13 protein-coding genes and 1 tRNA gene are annotated in these 15,476 nt (G+C 62.6%); 3 read left to right on the top strand and 11 right to left on the bottom strand.

Annotation, left to right across the window (positions count from 1 at the left end; genetic code table 11):
• Positions 1-344 precede the first annotated feature (344 nt).
• On the top strand, positions 345-1,784 hold the full coding sequence (locus tag HV670_RS08495) for a tetratricopeptide repeat-containing sulfotransferase family protein (RefSeq protein WP_175104308.1): 1,440 nt from the start codon (positions 345-347) through the stop codon (positions 1,782-1,784).
• 68 nt (positions 1,785-1,852) lie between these two features.
• Here HV670_RS08495 and HV670_RS08490 read toward each other — a convergent pair whose 3' ends face one another.
• Together HV670_RS08490 and HV670_RS08485 are read right to left on the bottom strand one after the other, a co-directional pair.
• A complete protein-coding gene (locus HV670_RS08490; RefSeq protein ID WP_175104307.1) occupies positions 1,853-2,530 on the bottom strand; it encodes a methyltransferase family protein in 678 nt (225 codons plus the stop codon).
• A 73-nt stretch (positions 2,531-2,603) separates the two neighbouring features.
• Positions 2,604-2,999, bottom strand: a complete 396-nt coding sequence (locus tag HV670_RS08485) for a MerR family transcriptional regulator (RefSeq protein WP_175104306.1) — start codon at positions 2,997-2,999, stop codon at positions 2,604-2,606.
• Positions 3,000-3,064: 65 nt separating this feature from the next.
• On the opposite strand from HV670_RS08485, the gene HV670_RS08480 reads away from it, so the two are divergent.
• A complete protein-coding gene (locus tag HV670_RS08480) occupies positions 3,065-3,760 on the top strand; it encodes a cation efflux transmembrane domain-containing protein (protein ID WP_175104305.1) in 696 nt (231 codons plus the stop codon).
• A gap of 94 nt (positions 3,761-3,854) precedes the next feature.
• Here the strand turns inward: HV670_RS08480 and selD are convergent, their stop codons facing one another.
• The 5 genes from selD to gltX form a co-directional block, all read right to left on the bottom strand.
• Positions 3,855-4,919 (bottom strand): selenide, water dikinase SelD, encoded by a 1,065-nt coding sequence (gene selD, locus HV670_RS08475; protein ID WP_175104304.1) that lies wholly within the window; start codon positions 4,917-4,919, stop codon positions 3,855-3,857.
• A gap of 18 nt (positions 4,920-4,937) precedes the next feature.
• Positions 4,938-6,002, bottom strand: a complete 1,065-nt coding sequence (locus HV670_RS08470; protein WP_175104303.1) for a permease — start codon at positions 6,000-6,002, stop codon at positions 4,938-4,940.
• Between the two features lie 130 nt (positions 6,003-6,132).
• Entirely contained in the window at positions 6,133-7,311 is a 1,179-nt protein-coding gene (mnmH, locus tag HV670_RS08465; RefSeq protein WP_175104302.1) for a tRNA 2-selenouridine(34) synthase MnmH, read from the bottom strand.
• 260 nt (positions 7,312-7,571) lie between these two features.
• Positions 7,572-7,647: transfer RNA gene (locus HV670_RS08460), tRNA-Ala, on the bottom strand.
• Between the two features lie 67 nt (positions 7,648-7,714).
• A complete protein-coding gene (gene gltX / locus HV670_RS08455) occupies positions 7,715-9,109 on the bottom strand; it encodes a glutamate--tRNA ligase (protein WP_175104301.1) in 1,395 nt (464 codons plus the stop codon).
• A gap of 428 nt (positions 9,110-9,537) precedes the next feature.
• On the opposite strand from gltX, the gene HV670_RS08450 reads away from it, so the two are divergent.
• Positions 9,538-10,581: a patatin-like phospholipase family protein gene (locus tag HV670_RS08450; RefSeq protein WP_175104300.1), complete on the top strand. Its 1,044-nt coding sequence runs from the start codon at positions 9,538-9,540 to the stop codon at positions 10,579-10,581.
• Positions 10,582-10,694: 113 nt separating this feature from the next.
• Here the strand turns inward: HV670_RS08450 and HV670_RS08445 are convergent, their stop codons facing one another.
• The 4 genes from HV670_RS08445 to HV670_RS08430 form a co-directional block, all read right to left on the bottom strand.
• Positions 10,695-11,378 carry a C40 family peptidase gene (locus HV670_RS08445; RefSeq protein WP_425511401.1) on the bottom strand — a complete coding sequence of 228 codons (684 nt, stop codon included), beginning with the start codon at positions 11,376-11,378 and terminating at the stop codon, positions 10,695-10,697.
• A gap of 335 nt (positions 11,379-11,713) precedes the next feature.
• Positions 11,714-13,339, bottom strand: a complete 1,626-nt coding sequence (locus HV670_RS08440) for an ABC transporter ATP-binding protein (protein WP_175104298.1) — start codon at positions 13,337-13,339, stop codon at positions 11,714-11,716.
• Complete coding sequence (locus HV670_RS08435) at positions 13,336-14,421, bottom strand: ABC transporter permease (protein WP_175104297.1); 1,086 nt, start codon at positions 14,419-14,421, stop codon at positions 13,336-13,338. Before HV670_RS08435 ends, HV670_RS08440 begins: the two co-directional genes overlap by 4 nt.
• Before the next feature lies 1 nt (position 14,422).
• Positions 14,423-15,466 carry a microcin C ABC transporter permease YejB gene (locus HV670_RS08430; protein WP_175104296.1) on the bottom strand — a complete coding sequence of 348 codons (1,044 nt, stop codon included), beginning with the start codon at positions 15,464-15,466 and terminating at the stop codon, positions 14,423-14,425.
• Between the last annotated feature and the right edge of the window lie 10 nt (positions 15,467-15,476).

Genomic DNA, 15,476 nt, shown 5'->3' with positions numbered 1-15,476 from the left:
GCACTGCACGAAGGCGGACCCCGCCTACGGTGCGGGGGTGGCGAAGGCGCTGAAGGCGATCAGCCCGCTTGAAACGACGCCGGTCCGCTCGGAAGCCGCCGTTGCAAAGTAGATGACGCGTTCGATTCAGCGACGGGACTCTGCGGCTATCTCATCAACTGTACGAGCCCCGTCGTCTTCATCTTGATTGCACACGGGCTCCGCCAGTTGGCGGGGCCCGTTTTTTTTACCTGGCGGAAGACCACCATCGGGATAGTCCGACGCGGGAAAAAACTGAAATATCTGGACACTTTTCCTGCATGTCGACGCTCGTCGCGCCGACCCCGGCTGGGTAAAATCCGGTCATGAAGACCGACCTTCGCCTCCTTGCAGCACAAAAACTATTTGAACGCGGCAACGGGTTCGCCAATGCCGCTTCGAACCGGGAGGCACTTGCCTTCTATCGTGGGGCCGTCGCATTGAAGGCGGACGATGCAGACATTCACGTGGAGCTCGGCCGAGCGTTCGAAGCGATTTCACATCCAGAAGACGCGATCGGATGTTATCGAGAGGCACTCATACGAGATCCCGGCCGTCTGCAGGTCATCAACTACCTCGGCAACGCATTGCATGCGGTGGGCCGTTTCAGCGAAGCAAAGCTCGCCTACCAGAGCGCCATCGAGCTCGCTCCAACCACGGGGGCGTACTACCGCAATCTTGTCCAGTGCGGAGGGATGGCAGAAGGCGATCCGTATCTGCTCGCGATGAAATACCTCGTGCAGCAGACGGACGCACTCCGTCTCGACGATCTCGTTCATCTACATTTCGGACTGGGCATGGCGCTAACCGAACAGGGCGAGTACGAGCCGGGCTTCGATCATCTGCTCGAGGGCAACCGTCTGCAACGTGGTCGTGTCGACTACGACGAGGCGTGGACATTGAGCGGTTTCGAGCTGACCCGCCAAAACATCACGGCGGAGCTCCTTGAACACAAGCACGGCGCGGGCAACCCGTCCACCGCGCCGATCTTCATCGTCGGCATGCCACGCTCGGGTTCGACGTTGGTCGAGCAGATTCTGGCCAGCCATCCTGACGTCATCGCGGGAGGCGAGCTCAGGGACTTTCCCGGGGCGATGGCCCAGGTCCTGGGCAACGGGCAAACCATGGCGGAGTTCAAGCCGCAATCCATTGTCGCGGAAATCGCATCTGTGCCGGCATCGCAATGGCTCGCACTGGGTACCGAATATGTGCGCCGTGTCGACAGCGCGCTCTCCACCGGTGCGCCCTATCGACGGTCGATCGACAAGATGCTGATGAATTTCTCGTACATCGGCTTCATCCGACTTGCCCTGCCAAATGCGCGCATCATCCATACGCGCCGCGCACCTGTGGAAACCTGCCTGTCCTGCTTCAGCCGTTTTTTCATCAACGTACCCTTCAGCTACGATCTGCGCGAGCTCGGGCGTTACTATCGTGAATACGATACGCAGATGGCCCATTGGCGCAATGTGCTGCCCGAAGGCGCCCTGCTCGAGGTGCACTACGAGGACATCGTCGAGGATCTGGAGCAGCAGGCACGACGCATCGTCGCCTACAGCGGACTTGAATGGAATGACGCCTGTATGAACTTTCACAAGACCCGGCGAACGGTCCGCACGGCAAGCAGCATCCAGGTACGCCAGCCGGTCTACAAGACCTCGCTCGAGGCCTGGCGTCCGGCAGAGGAACATATGCAGCCCTTGCTCGATGGACTCGGGCCGGAACTGGCGGCCTATACGCATGCGCGCACCGCTCCGGGCACTTGAGGCATTCGCCCCATGTTCGGAAATGGAGACGACTAAGGGCTGAACCTCGAAAGAAACTGTCGTACCGGCTACCAGACAAACGGAATCAACCGATAGCGCACGCGCTGTGCATATTCGTCATAGCCTTCCAATCCACCCCGCAACGCCTTTTCCTCGATCGGGATGCGAATGCCGAGCACGACGGCCAGCACAAGCACCGTGACAAGACCCCACCACGAGCCGAGCAGCAGCGAGGTCCCGACGAAATAAAGCAGCGCACCCGCATACATCGGATGACGTACATGGCGATAAGGACCGGTGCTGATGACCGAATGCTGGCGCTCCTTCTGGATCCTGACGACCGGAGCCGCAAAGGTGTTTTCGGCAAAGATCCTGAAGGAAAGCCATATGGACAGGCATAGGATCAACTCGCCGATCCCCTGGATCCACGGATCAATGGAAGACCATCCGAACCGCGCCGCATCGAACGCCATGACGACGAGCGCACCGATGCTTGTCGCGATGATGGCCGCAACCACCCATTTGTCGGCAACAGGCTGATCCCTCTGGATGGGTGAGGCAAGCCGGTCCCGCATGAGCGCGGGATCGCGTCGCGCAAGCCAGTACCCGCCGACGAGGGAAATCACGATCATCTCGACAAGAAAAATCCAGGCCGCCGGCCAATCGAGCGTGCCCGCCGCGACGAAGAGAATGCCACCGATGAGGGCGTACCAGACGAGGGTTTGTGTGACTACCCGCACGATCACGATCTATCTCCTGAGCTTACGCCGGCACGGTATCGTTGATACCTTCGAGTAGCACGACCGCCCGGAGCTTGGGCTAGGGAACGAGCGTCCGCACCAGGCGGCAATCGGCCGCTGTCGTGCCAGCGCAGCGCGATATCTCTCGCAGAGCTTTACGCATGCGCTGCAAATCCCGAATCCGTCCTTCGATGTTCTCGAGATGCGCCAGCACCATTTGATCCGCATCTGCGCACGGTCGATCCGGATTATCGGCCAATTCGAGTAATCGTCGAATTTCGTCGACTGTGAAACCCAGCTCGCGACCGCGTCTCACGAATGTCAATCGCTCCGCGGCGGAGTGGTCGTAGCAACGATAACCGTTACTGCTCCGTGCAGGTGCAGCCAGCAGCTTGACACGTTCATAGTATCGAATGGTCTCGATATTGACGCCCGAGAGACTGCTCAGCGCACCAATCGAATAAGTCTTGCTCATGGCTTGACCCTGTAGCAGCTACAGGCTTCAGGATACTCTTTTCAAGCTTTCCCGACGGAGCAAGCATGGCCGGCAATTGCTGCGATCACTGTGACGATGAATCCAGCCCCCATGGCGGCCGCTATCGGACGATCCTTTGGATTGCGCTAGCAATCAACATTGGGATGTTTGCGGTCGAGATCATCTCCGGTTTACGAAGCGGCTCGGTATCGCTGTTGGCGGACTCACTCGATTTCCTTGGCGACGCCGCGAACTACGGCATCAGTCTCCTGGTCCTGGGAATGCGTTTGACCGTGCGAGCGAATGCCGCACGACTCAAGGCGTTTTCGATGGCTGCCTTTGGCCTCTGGGTGCTGGGCTTGGCGCTTTGGCATCTCGCGACCGGGGTGGTCCCCAGCGCCCCGACCATGGGAATCGTCGGTGCTTGTGCATTGGCCGCAAACTGCATTGTCGCCCTCCTGCTTTTCACCTACCGCGAAGGTGATAGCAATATGCGAAGCGTATGGCTATGCACGCGCAATGACGCACTAGGGAACCTTGCGGTTCTTTTGGCAGCGCTCGGCGTGTTCGGCACGGGTGCAGCTTGGCCCGACCTGGTTGTTGCGGTGACGATGGCGGTGCTGGCGTTGACGTCGGCTCGCCATGTGTGGCTGCGAGCAGGCGCGGAACTCGTCGGCATGCGACAGAATCCCGGGCAGCCCGCCAACTGGAACGCTGGCCGGGAAGACAGTTCAGCCGCGAGCTCAAGCTCGCGGCTGTGAAGCGGGCTGTGAAGCGGCTCACGAAGCATGGCCAGCTTCGTCGACTTCGGCATCGCGCGGCGGGACATCCAGGTGTGCAACGCGCTCAGGCTCGTCACGCAACCACGATCCGCGGCCTCCCCTCGCTCATCGTGCCAATGACCGCCGCGCGATCGAAGCCGCCGTCGCGCAGGCAATTCAGCACGGCGTCCACACTGCCTTCGGCACACGACACGAGCAGACCGCCCGACGTCTGCGGGTCGGTCAGCAACGCCTGCGCAATCGGCGGCAGGCCGGCGGCAAGCTCGACGTCCGCCCCGTACGACGCCCAGTTGCGCCCCGACGCACCCGTGACCATTCCGGCCTGGGCGAGTTCAAGCGCCGGCTGGAGCCATGGCAGCGCCGTGTAGTCCACGCGCGCCGTCAGCCCCGCGCCCCGGCACATCTCGAGCATATGTCCGAGCAGCCCGAAGCCCGTCACATCTGTCATCGCATGGACGCCGTCGAGCGTGGCGAGCGTCGTACCTGGCCGGTTCAGCCGCGTGGTCGCGGCGATCATCTCCGCATACCCGGCGTCATCGAGGCGCCCTTTTTTCAACGCCGCCGACAGGATCCCCACGCCGAGCGGCTTGCCGAGCACCAGTACGTCACCCGCTTTCGCCCCCGCATTGCGCGCAATACGCTGCGGATGCACGACACCAATCGCTGCAAGCCCATAGATCGGTTCGACCGAATCAATCGAATGACCGCCGGCAACGGGAACACCCGCCTGCGCACATACGTCTTCGCCGCCCTTGAGCACCTGCGCGATCGTCTCGTGTGGTAGCACGTTGATCGGCATTCCGACCAGCGCGAGCGCGAACAGCGGCTTGCCCCCCATCGCATAGATATCGGACAGAGCATTGGTCGCGGCGATGCGACCGAAGTCGTATGGATCATCGACGATCGGCATGAAGAAGTCCGTGGTCGCAACGATCGCCTGCTCGTCATTGAGTCGGTAGACCGCTGCATCGTCGGCGGTCTCCGAACCCACCAGCAGGTTTGGAAAAACCGGCGACTGCGCCGTGCGTTTGAGCAACTCCGCCAGCACGCCCGGCGCGATCTTGCAGCCGCAGCCGCCACCGTGGGCCAGCTCTGTCAGGCGCGGGACCGCGCCGGTTGCAGGTGAGGATACGTTCATCGAAAACCTCGTGAGAATTCAGAAATGAAGCGCGACGGCGGCGAGACCGGCGATCACGCCCACTGCAATCACCATCAGCACGAGCATCGCCTGGACGCGTAGGCCAAAGGCGCGCGCGGTCATGACGAGCGACGGCACGCTGATCGGCGGCAACGTCATCAGGAGCGCCGCAGCCGGGCCCGCGGCGACGCCGAAGGACAGCATGGCCTGCACGATCGGCACTTCGCCGGCGGTCGGGATCACAAACAGAGTACCGGCGACCGCAAACGCGAGGATCCATCCGATCGCGTTGTCGACTTCGGGTCCGACGTGCGGGAACAGGAATACGCGCGCCGCGCCGAGCAGCAACACGAGCACGATGTATTCCGGCACGAGCCGCAGCGTCATTTGCGCGAGCAGCTTCAGCCAGCGTGCGAATGAATTGCCTTGCTGCGACGATGCGATGAGCGCATCGAGCTGCTCGCGCGCGGCAGATTGCTCCGCAGGCGTCGCGCGCCGGTTGACCAGCCAGCCGCCGCCGAAGACGAGCAGGACGCCGAGGACGAGCCGCAGCGCCGTCCAGTGCCAGCCGAGCACGAAGCCCATAAAGACGAGCGTGGCCGGGTTGAGCACGGAGTTGCCGAGCCAGAACGCGACCGCCGCGCCCGGCGAGGCCTGCTGCCTGCGCAGACCGACCACGACCGGGGCCGCGCAGCATGTGCACATCATGCCGGGCAGTGCCATCAGGCCGCCGGCCGCGACGCTGCGCAGTCCGGCGCCGCCGAGCACGCGGGCGACCCAGTGTGCGGGCAACAGTGTCTGCACGGCCGAGCCGAGCAGCAGGCCGAGCACCATCGCCTGCCAGATCGCCTTGCCGTAGGCGCTCGCGTAGCCGAGCGCCGCATGCCACGAGGCGGCCGGTGGCATCTGCATCGTGCCGGTCAGGATCGAATGGCCGATTGAATGCGCGTCCGCGGCGACAAACGCGCGGTGATAGTACGGCGACCATTTGACGTAATAGAGGCCGGCGACGGCAATCAGCGCAAACAGCGCAATCGCGAACATGGAGTTGGGCCGGCGCTGTGCCTGGATTAGGGAGTCCATGAAGTCTTTGTTTTTAGAGAGTGGGATTGAAGGCTCCTTTGCGAGCTCTCTTGGGTGATCCGTTCAAGAGTAGCTTAGGATGCGTCGGTGGATTTGGTCAACGTTCGACCATGACTGCTTCTCAAGACAGTCATGCTGATGGCTCCGCGGCGCTACGGGTGTTGTTCGCGGGAGCCTCATCTGTTGTCGTCGCAGTGACAGTTGTCGGGGTTGCGGACGTGGGCATGGCTGTGGCGGCTACCGCCCCCGCGGCTACGCCCCCTGTCGTGCAGACTCGGACCATCAATTCGCGGGCTTGCTCAAGCGGAGTGGCCGCGCAGGGATCAAAGCTGAACTGCACCGCCTCACCGATCCGGCTGAACGAGCGCATGCTGCTACGCGCATAGGCCGGGTCGTAGTGTTGTTCGACGAGCTCGGCAAAGAGCTGCGCGCGCTCTCCGGCCTCGATGAGGCCATGCCAGTGTGCGACGGTTTGCCGGCTGTGGAGTCCAACCAGGCGCGTGAGCTGGTCCTTGAAGTACTGAGGCGTGTCGAACAGGTGAGCATAGTCCTGCAGCAAAAACCTCACGCGCGCATCCAGCGGGGCGACCACCTTCACGCAACGTCCCGCGTGAAACGCATCGAGCAGCGGCGCCGGCAGATTGATCTGGCCGATGCGGCGGCTTTCGGCCTCGATGAACACGGGCCGGTCAGCGTCGAGCTTTGACAATGCCGCAACGAGCGCGGTGTCGAAGGCTTTCTGGCTAGGCTGGGGCGCTTCGGGCAAGGCGCCGAGCAGCGAGCCACGATGCCGGGCCAGCGCTTCGAGATCCAGCACCTGGGCGCCGGTGCCAGCCAGCGCGTGAAGCAACCGCGTCTTGCCGGTACCGGTATGTCCGGTGAGCGCGATGTAAGTCAGGCGCGGTGGCAACGCTTCGAGTTGTTCGAGCACGCGATGCCGGTATCCCTTGTAGCCGCCGTCGAGCTGGCGTGCCTGCCAGCCGATCAGGTTGAACCAGGTCGTCGTCGCGCCCGAGCGTTTGCCGCCGCGCCAGCAATAAATCAACGGGCGCCAGTTGCGCGGACGGTCGGCGAAGAGCGTGTCCAGGTGGAATCCGATGTTGCGCGCGACCATGGCTGCGCCCACGCGGGTCGCTTCGAACGGCGAACTCTTGTAGAGCGTGCCGACGATCACGCGTTCCTCATTGCTCAGCACGGGCGCGTTGATGGCGCCGGGAATATGGTCTTCGGCGAATTCGAGGGGGGTGCGGACGTCGACTACTTCGTCGAAGGAGGCGAGTTCATCGAGGGAGGAAACTAGATTTTTCACAGGGCATGGACCGAATGACGCGCGGAACCGAATGGTGGATCCGCGTGCCGGCAGCGTGGGCGGAACAATTGGGGATTATCCCATGTTCGAACACTTGGGTTCGGGTGCCGGTCCGGCGCTGGAGATTCCTACCACGGGCAGGCGGGTGGCTGCCCAAAGGTCGAAGCATCGAACCTTCGCAGACCGCACAAAAAACAAAAGCCCTGAATAATCAGGGCTTCGTTTTGGGGTCTTTCCGGTCTTCTGCTACGTGAATCTGTTGGTGGAGGTAAGCGGGATCGAACCGCTGACCTCTTGCATGCCATGCAAGCGCTCTCCCAGCTGAGCTATACCCCCCGTGCAGAGAAACGAGATATTAAAGAACCCTCGCTTCCTTGTAAATACCCTTGGCAAAGAAAGTTGCTTAAATCTGTGCGAGCCGCGTCAGCACGACTTCGCGGCCAAACAATTGGAGCACCGCGTCGATCGACGGCGTATGGGTCGTGCCCGCCACCAGCAGCCGCACAGGCATCGCCAGTTGCGGCATCTTGAGCTTGTGCGTGCCCAAGGTCGCCTTGAACGCCGCACTGATCGCCTCGCGGGTCCAGTCGACCTCACGCAGGGCAGCCGCGAGATCGGCGACCACAGGCTTGATGGCGTCGGTCAGATGCTGCTCGCGCGAGGCCGCATCGGGTGCCGGCTCCACATAGAACATCGACGCACTCTCGGCAAGCTCCTTGAGGGTATGCGCGCGATCCTTGAACAGACCCACCACCTCCGCGAGCGCCGGGCCCTTCGTGAGGTCCGCTCCCAGCGCCGTGAGGAAAGGCTCGGCAAGCGAAGCGAGCCGGGCATTGTCCGCTTCCTTGATGTAATGGTTATTGAGCCATTTGAGCTTGTCAGGATCGTAGGCGGCAGGCGACGTGCCGAGATGCTCGAGATCAAACCACTCGACGAACTGCTCGCGCGAAAAGATCTCCGCATCGCCATGCGCCCAACCAAGCCGCGCCAGATAGTTGAGCACAGCCTCGGGCAAAAAGCCCTCATCCCGATACTGCATGACGCTCATCGCACCGTTGCGCTTCGACATCTTCTCGCCGGCCTCGTTGAGCACCGTCGGCAAGTGGGCATAGACCGGCTGCTCGAAACCCAGCGCACGCAGGATGTTGATCTGCCGCGGCGTGTTGTTGACGTGATCGTCGCCGCGAATCACATGCGTGATCTTCATGTCGAGGTCGTCGATGACCACGCAAAAATTGTAGGTCGGGGTGCCGTCGGGCCGCGCAATCACGAGGTCGTCGAGTTCCTCGTTCGAGATCTCGATGCGACCCTTGACGGCGTCGTCCCACGCGACGACACCGCTCAACGGATTGCGAAAGCGGATCACGGGCTGCACGCCCGCCGGCGGGGTCGGCAACACCTTGCCGGGCTCCGGCCGCCAGGTGCCGTCGTAACGGGGCTTCTCGCCGCGTGCACGCTGTGCTTCGCGCAAGGCATCGAGCTCCTCGGTCGACATGTAGCAGTGATAGGCGAGCCCCTTGTCCATCATGTCGCGCAATGCCTCGCGGTAGCGATCCATACGCTGCATTTGGTAGAACGGACCCTCGTCGATATCGAGGCCCAGCCATGCCATTCCCTCGAGGATCACATCGACGGCTTCCTGGCTCGAACGCTCGACGTCGGTGTCCTCGATGCGCAGGATGAAGGTGCCCCGACCGTGGCGCGCGAATGCCCACGGATAGAGGGCCGAGCGAATATTGCCAAGATGGATGAAGCCGGTCGGGCTGGGAGCAAAACGAGTGCGGACGGGTGTGGTCATGGGTTCGGCAGGCAGGCTGTGCGCCGGATGCGTTCGACGGACGAATGGCAAGGAAGAAACGCGAAATTATATCAGCGGCGCATGATCGAACCCGGCGACCGCGCCGCGGGCAGGCACGGCGCAGACAGCGTATTGATCGGTCGCGGGCCGTTGCCCGCACCGTGACCCGATTCCTCGCTCCGTGCACCGGACAACAACTGCCCCGGGGGGGGCGGCATGCGACAAAATGTCATAACGGTTACGTGGGCTCTCACCCTCTCCGTGCGGATTCGGCCTCTATAATTGCCCCGCACTGCAGCCGGAGAAGTTTTTTGATGCCGCTTTTCGACCTCGACGCCGTTTCCGCGTCTTCCCCTGATGCAAAACGCACGAACACGGCGCATGCCGTGGCACCAGGCCCTCATGCGGCGCATCAGTCAAGTGCTCGCATGAGCAAGTGGCTGCGCTCGAGCGTGCTCGCCCTGGGCCTCGCGCTCGGCGCCTGTGCGGGAAATCCCCCGCCGATCAAGGCCGTGGCCCCGGTTACGGACGGCACCGTTAACTCATTGAATTCACCAGGCTCGACCGGCGCGCCGAACGCGGCCGGCGGCGCCACCGCGGGCAACGCGCCTGTCCCCACGCCCACGCAGCCCGGAGCCCCCCTTAGCCAGATCCGCCCGCACAACGTGCGGATCGGACTCGCGCTCGGCGGCGGTGCGGCACGCGGCTTCGCGCATATCGGGGTGATCAAGGCACTCGAGGCACATGGGATCCATCCCGACCTCGTGGCGGGCACGAGTGCGGGCTCGGTCGTGGCTGCGCTCTACGCCTCGGGCATGAGCGGCCTGCAAATGAATCGCACGGCGCTCAAGCTCGATGAAGCCTCGATCAGCGACTGGGCGATGCCCTTCCGTTCGCGCGGTCTTATCAAAGGGGTTGCGCTCGAGAACTATCTGAACACGACGCTGCACGACCGCAAGATCGAACAGCTCAAGATTCCGCTCGGCATCGTCGCGACGGACTTGCGCACGGGCGAGCCGATCCTCTTCCAGCGAGGCAATACCGGGCAGGCGGTACGGGCTTCTTGCAGCATTCCGTCGTTGTTCGAGCCGGTGGTCATAGGCGACCATGAATATGTCGACGGGGGTCTGGTCAGTCCCGTGCCTGCGGCGTTCGCACACAAGATGGGAGCCGATTTCGTGATCGCGGTCGACATCTCGTCGCGCCCGGAAAGCGGTGTGACAGCGAGTTCGCTCGATATGCTGATGCAGACCTTCACGATCATGGGTCAGACGATCAAGGCCTACGAACTCGACAAGTACGCTGATGTCGTGATCCGGCCCAATCTGTCCAGGATGGGCGGTGCCGACTTCGCCGATCGCAACGCGGCGATTCTGGCAGGCGAGGAAGCCGTGCAGAACGCTTGGCCCGAGATTCAACGCAAGCTCGCCGCGGCCCGTCTTGCACCGCCAGCACTCACAAGCGCGCGCTGACGACTCCCTTGCCTGAAACGCAAAAAGCCCCTGCAGTTCACCGACCGGCAGGGGCTTTTTGTTGATGGCGGTAGCGGCGCTCGAAGCGTCTCGCCGTACGCCGAGTCCTGTCCTTATTCTGCGTCCGCGCTGCCCGCGAGACTGTTCACGCTGGCCTTCAAGTCCGCGGTGTTACCCTTGAACGAGGCTTCAACGCGGCGTGCACCGGTAAAGCGCTTTTCCCAGTAACCATCGTCCATCTCGTCGACGCGGATCTGGCTACCCGTCGACGGGGAATGCACAAACTTGTTGTCGCCGATATAGATCCCAACATGCGAGAACGTGCGGCGCATGGTGTTGAAAAATACGAGATCGCCCGGCTTGAGGTCCGCCAACTTGATCTTCTCACCCACCTGGCTCATTTCCTCGGCACGACGCGGCAAGGTCATGCCAAGTGTGTCCTGGAACACGTAGCGCACGAAACCGGAGCAGTCGAGGCCTGAATCAGGCGAGTTGCCACCCCACTGATAGCGTACGCCGATCATGTTCAATGCACCGACGACGACCGAACCAGCCTTCGAGGCTACGCCCGACAGGAATGACCTCGTGGTGTGCGAAGTGGCAGAAGTCGACGCGTCGGCACCCGGCGCGGCGGAATTCATGACGGCGCCGAAGGCATTGGCAGTGATCGCGCTGCCAGTCGAGCCTATCGTGCCGGCTTCGTCGGCGTTCGCCATGTTCGCACCAGCGATCATCGCTGTTGTGAAGGCAACGAACAGCGCGCGCTCACAAAACTTTATCGTTTTTCGGACATGCATCGGTCGGTAAGATTGACTCAGGCCAAAAGCCATGGGTCCCAGTTTGCGTAAAGTTGGGGGGATACTAGCTAGATAGTATTTCCGTGTCAAAACAAAAAGCAGTAAACACTCACCGCGGCGGTGCCTAAAGGCTCGGAAACCCTTTCCACATAAGGCTTTTCCGCCCCTCGAACGAGTGTTTGGAACGAAGGTTTCACGAAAGCTCGATAGCCGCTTTTCCTCGCCGCGCAAACGATCTCCCGACGACATTCGCGCCTCTTGCCGGATACTTTCTTTACCACAGAGCAAGCGGTGTGCCGTGAGCTTCGCGACTAAACGCGGGCCGTTCGGCAGACTCAGGCCCCACCAAAGGCTGCCGCCAGCAGCTTGCGCGTGTACGCATGCTGGGGTGCTGCGATCAAGGCTTCGGCATCGCCCTGCTCGACGATCACACCGTCCTGCATCACGGCGATCCGGTGAGCCATCGCGCGGATCACGTCAAGGTCGTGACTGATGAACACATAGCCCAGGTTGTACTTCTGCTGGAGCCTCACGAGCAGTTGCAGCACCTGCTGCTGAATCGACACGTCGAGCGCGCTGGTCGGCTCGTCGAGTACGAGAATCTGGGGTTCGAGCACCATCGCACGCGCGATCGCGATGCGCTGGCGCTGTCCTCCCGAAAACTCGTGTGGATAACGCTGTAACAGGGTCCGGTCGAGTCCCACGTCGCGCAGCGCGGAAATGACCCGCTCGCGCCGTGTCGGCGCCGACAGTCCGGGCTGGTGAAGGGCGAGCCCTTCGCCCACGATTTGCTCGATCGTCTGGCGCGGTGACAGGGAACCGTACGGATCCTGGAACACCACCTGCACGCGGCCCCTGAAGTCCTTCTGCCGGGCTCCACGAAGCAAGGTCAGCGACTCCCCGTGAAACACGACGGACCCGCCAGAGAGCGGCTGAAGCCCAAGCAGCGCCATCGCAAGGGTCGACTTGCCGCTGCCTGACTCGCCGACGATACCGACCGTCTCGCCCTGCCTCAGTTCGACGTTGACGCCTTTGACGGCGTCGAATCGATCGCGCCCAAACCACCCGGAAAGCCCCGGACGCGAAATCGAATACGCGACGGACAGATCCCGTGCCGCGAGCAACACCGGAGCGATCGGCAGCACCGGCAACAGCGCGCGCTCGGGTCGGCTCGCAATCAGACGCTGTGTATAAGGATGCCGCGGATTGCCGAACACCTCGTCGACAGGCCCAGCCTCGACGACCGCCCCGCGCTCCATCACGGCGACGCGATGTGCGAAACGTCGCACGAGATTCAGGTCGTGGGTGATCATCAGCACCGCCATGCCGCGCTGGCGCGCCTCCTCGCGCTGGAGCTCGAGCAGCAACTCGAGGATCTGGGCACGCACGGTCACATCGAGCGCGGTCGTCGGCTCGTCGGCGATCAGCAAGCGCGGCCGGCAGGCGAGCGCCATCGCGATCATGGCGCGCTGGCGCTGACCGCCCGAGAGCTGATGAGGGAAATGATCGATGCGCCGCTCCGGCTCGGCGATCCCGGTGCGATCGAGCAGCTTCAGCGCGCGCCGCCGCGCATCGGCGCGCGACACCTCGTCGTGCTGGATCACCGCCTCGGCGATCTGGTCGCCGATCGAGAAAAGCGGGTTCAGCGCGGTCATCGGCTCCTGAAAGATCATCGCGATATCGGCGCCGCGTACACCACGCATCGCACGCTCGCTTTTCTGGAGCAGGTCCTCACCCGCAAAGCGAATTGCCCCGCTCACCTGAGCGTCCGCGAGCAGGCGCAGGATCGCGAGCGCAGTCACGCTCTTGCCCGACCCCGACTCGCCCACGAGCGCGACGCGCTCGCCGGCCTTGACCTCGAGGTCGAGTCGATCGACCGCAACAGTCTCGCCGAAACGCACGGAAAGTTTTTCGATCGACAGCAAAGGGGCCCCTTCGCTGTGCGTGGTCGTCTGCCTCATTGTCCGCCTCCAGCCTTCGCCGTCTCGGCCACGCGCGTATCGAGCGCATCGCGCAAGGCATCGCCGATGAAGGTCAGCAGCAACAGGGTGATGACCAGCACCAGAAAGGTCGACAACGAGATCCACCAGGCATCGAGGTTCGCCTTGCCCTGCGCCAGCAGTTCACCGAGCGACGGCGTGGTCGACGGTACGCCGAGGCCCAGGAAGTCGAGGCTCGTCAGGGCCAGGATCGCGCCGCTCATCCGGAACGGCAGAAAGGTGATCACGGGCGTCATGCTGTTGGGCAGGATATGGCGCCACATGATCTGCGCATTCGAGAGACCGATCGCACGCGCGGCCTTCACGTAGTCCTGCGCGCGGTTCCGGTAGAACTCGGCGCGCACATAGTCGGCAAGCCCCATCCAGCCGAACAGCGACAGCAGCACGATGAGCAGCAGCAGGCTCGGCTCGAACACCGATGCAAAGATGATCAGCAGATAGAGTTCGGGCAACGCCCCCCAGATCTCGATCAGGCGCTGGGTCGTCAGGTCGAGCCGTCCCCCGAAATAGCCCTGGATCGCACCTGCGAGAATCCCCACGACCGTCCCAATGAACGTCAGGACCAGCGCAAACAGCACCGACAGCTGGAAGCCGTACAGCAGCCGCGCAAACACATCGCGCCCGCGATCGTCGGTGCCGAGCCAGTTCGCGCGCGATGGCGGGGCCGGATTCGGCACATCCGAGAAATAGCTGATCGTGTCGTACGAATAGGGATTCAGTGCGTACAAGGCATCGTTACCGTTACGCGTAATGCGGTCCTTGATAAAGGGATCGTCATAGTCGGCCGGGGTCGGAAAATCGCCGCCGAATGTCGTTTCCGCATAGGTATGGACGATCGGAAAATACCAGTGCCCTTCGTAGCGCACCACGAGCGGCTTGTCGTTCGACCAGAACACGGCCAGCAGGCTCAGGCCGAACAAGGCAACGAACACCCACAGGCTCCAGTAGCCGAGCCGATGCTGTCGAAACCGCCGCCAGACGCGCTGGCTCGGGGTAGGCGAGACGAGCGGCTGCGCTTCGTCGAGATCGATCGCGACGCTCATGTCAACGCTCCAGGCTGCCAAAACGGATCCGAGGATCGACCCATACGTAACAGAGGTCGGAGAGCAGTTTGGTCGCGAGCCCGATCAACGTAAACAGATAGAGCGTGCCGAGCACCACCGGATAGTCCCGTTTCATCACGGACTCATAGGACAGCAAGCCGAGCCCGTCGAGCGAGAACAGCGTCTCGATCAGCAGGCTGCCCGAAAAGAAGGCGCCGATGAACGCCGACGGAAACCCGACCACAAGCGGCAGCATCGCGTTGCGGAACACATGCTTGAACAGCACGCGGCGCTCGGGCAGCCCTTTCGCGCGCGCGGTCAGCACGTACTGGCGGCGGATCTGATCGAGGAAGGAATGCTTGGTCAGCATGGTGATCACCGCGAAGCTGCCCACGACCGAGGCCACGATCGGCAAGGTGATATGCCAGAGATAGTCGGCAATCTTGCCGCCCAGACTCAGTTGCGAAAAGTTGTCGGAGACCAGATGGCGCAGCGGGAACACATGCCAGAACGATCCCCCGCCGAACAGCACGAGCAGCGCGACCCCTAGCACGAAGCCCGGGATCGCGTAACCGATCAACACGACGATGCTCGTCGCGAGATCGAAGGTCGAGCCGTGCCAGAGCGCCTTGGCAATACCGAGCGGGATCGAGACCAAATACGTGATCAGGAAGGTCCATACGCCGATGCTGATCGACACGGGTAGCTTCGAGACGATCAACGACCAGACGCTCTGATGCCGGAAATAGCTCTGCCCCAGATCGAAGCGCGCAAAATCGCCGAGCATCATGAAATAGCGCGTCACAGGCGGCTTGTCGAAACCGTACTGGACGCGCAAGGCGGCGATCTGCTGGGGATCGATGCCCGCGTTGCCGCGGTAGGTCATGCCCGCGACGCTGCCCTGCTCGCTCGCCTTGCGCAGATCGTGGACCACCTGTTCGACCGGGCCGCCCGGCACGAACTGGATCACGACAAAGGTCACGGTCAACACACCGATCAAGGTCGGGACCATGAGCAACAGGCGCTTGAGGATATAGCTGAACATGCGAGACGGC

It is taken from the genome of Pararobbsia alpina, from assembly GCF_902859895.1.
GTDB lineage: Bacteria > Pseudomonadota > Gammaproteobacteria > Burkholderiales > Burkholderiaceae > Pararobbsia > Pararobbsia alpina.
This window is presented reverse-complemented; position numbering and strand designations above follow the sequence as displayed.

What these genes read in the sequence shown, in the direction of transcription:
- HV670_RS08495 (WP_175104308.1), top strand. Translation starts at nt 345, where the DNA reads ATGAAGACCGACCTTCGCCTCCTTGCAGCACAAAAACTATTTGAACGC.
- HV670_RS08485 (WP_175104306.1), bottom strand. Translation starts at nt 2,999, where the DNA reads ATGAGCAAGACTTATTCGATTGGTGCGCTGAGCAGTCTCTCGGGCGTC.
- HV670_RS08480 (WP_175104305.1), top strand. Translation starts at nt 3,065, where the DNA reads ATGGCCGGCAATTGCTGCGATCACTGTGACGATGAATCCAGCCCCCAT.
- selD (WP_175104304.1), bottom strand. Translation starts at nt 4,919, where the DNA reads ATGAACGTATCCTCACCTGCAACCGGCGCGGTCCCGCGCCTGACAGAG.
- HV670_RS08470 (WP_175104303.1), bottom strand. Translation starts at nt 6,002, where the DNA reads ATGGACTCCCTAATCCAGGCACAGCGCCGGCCCAACTCCATGTTCGCG.
- gltX (WP_175104301.1), bottom strand. Translation starts at nt 9,109, where the DNA reads ATGACCACACCCGTCCGCACTCGTTTTGCTCCCAGCCCGACCGGCTTC.
- HV670_RS08450 (WP_175104300.1), top strand. Translation starts at nt 9,538, where the DNA reads ATGAGCAAGTGGCTGCGCTCGAGCGTGCTCGCCCTGGGCCTCGCGCTC.
- HV670_RS08445 (WP_425511401.1), bottom strand. Translation starts at nt 11,378, where the DNA reads ATGCATGTCCGAAAAACGATAAAGTTTTGTGAGCGCGCGCTGTTCGTT.
- HV670_RS08440 (WP_175104298.1), bottom strand. Translation starts at nt 13,339, where the DNA reads ATGAGGCAGACGACCACGCACAGCGAAGGGGCCCCTTTGCTGTCGATC.
- HV670_RS08435 (WP_175104297.1), bottom strand. Translation starts at nt 14,421, where the DNA reads ATGAGCGTCGCGATCGATCTCGACGAAGCGCAGCCGCTCGTCTCGCCT.
- HV670_RS08430 (WP_175104296.1), bottom strand. Translation starts at nt 15,466, where the DNA reads ATGTTCAGCTATATCCTCAAGCGCCTGTTGCTCATGGTCCCGACCTTG.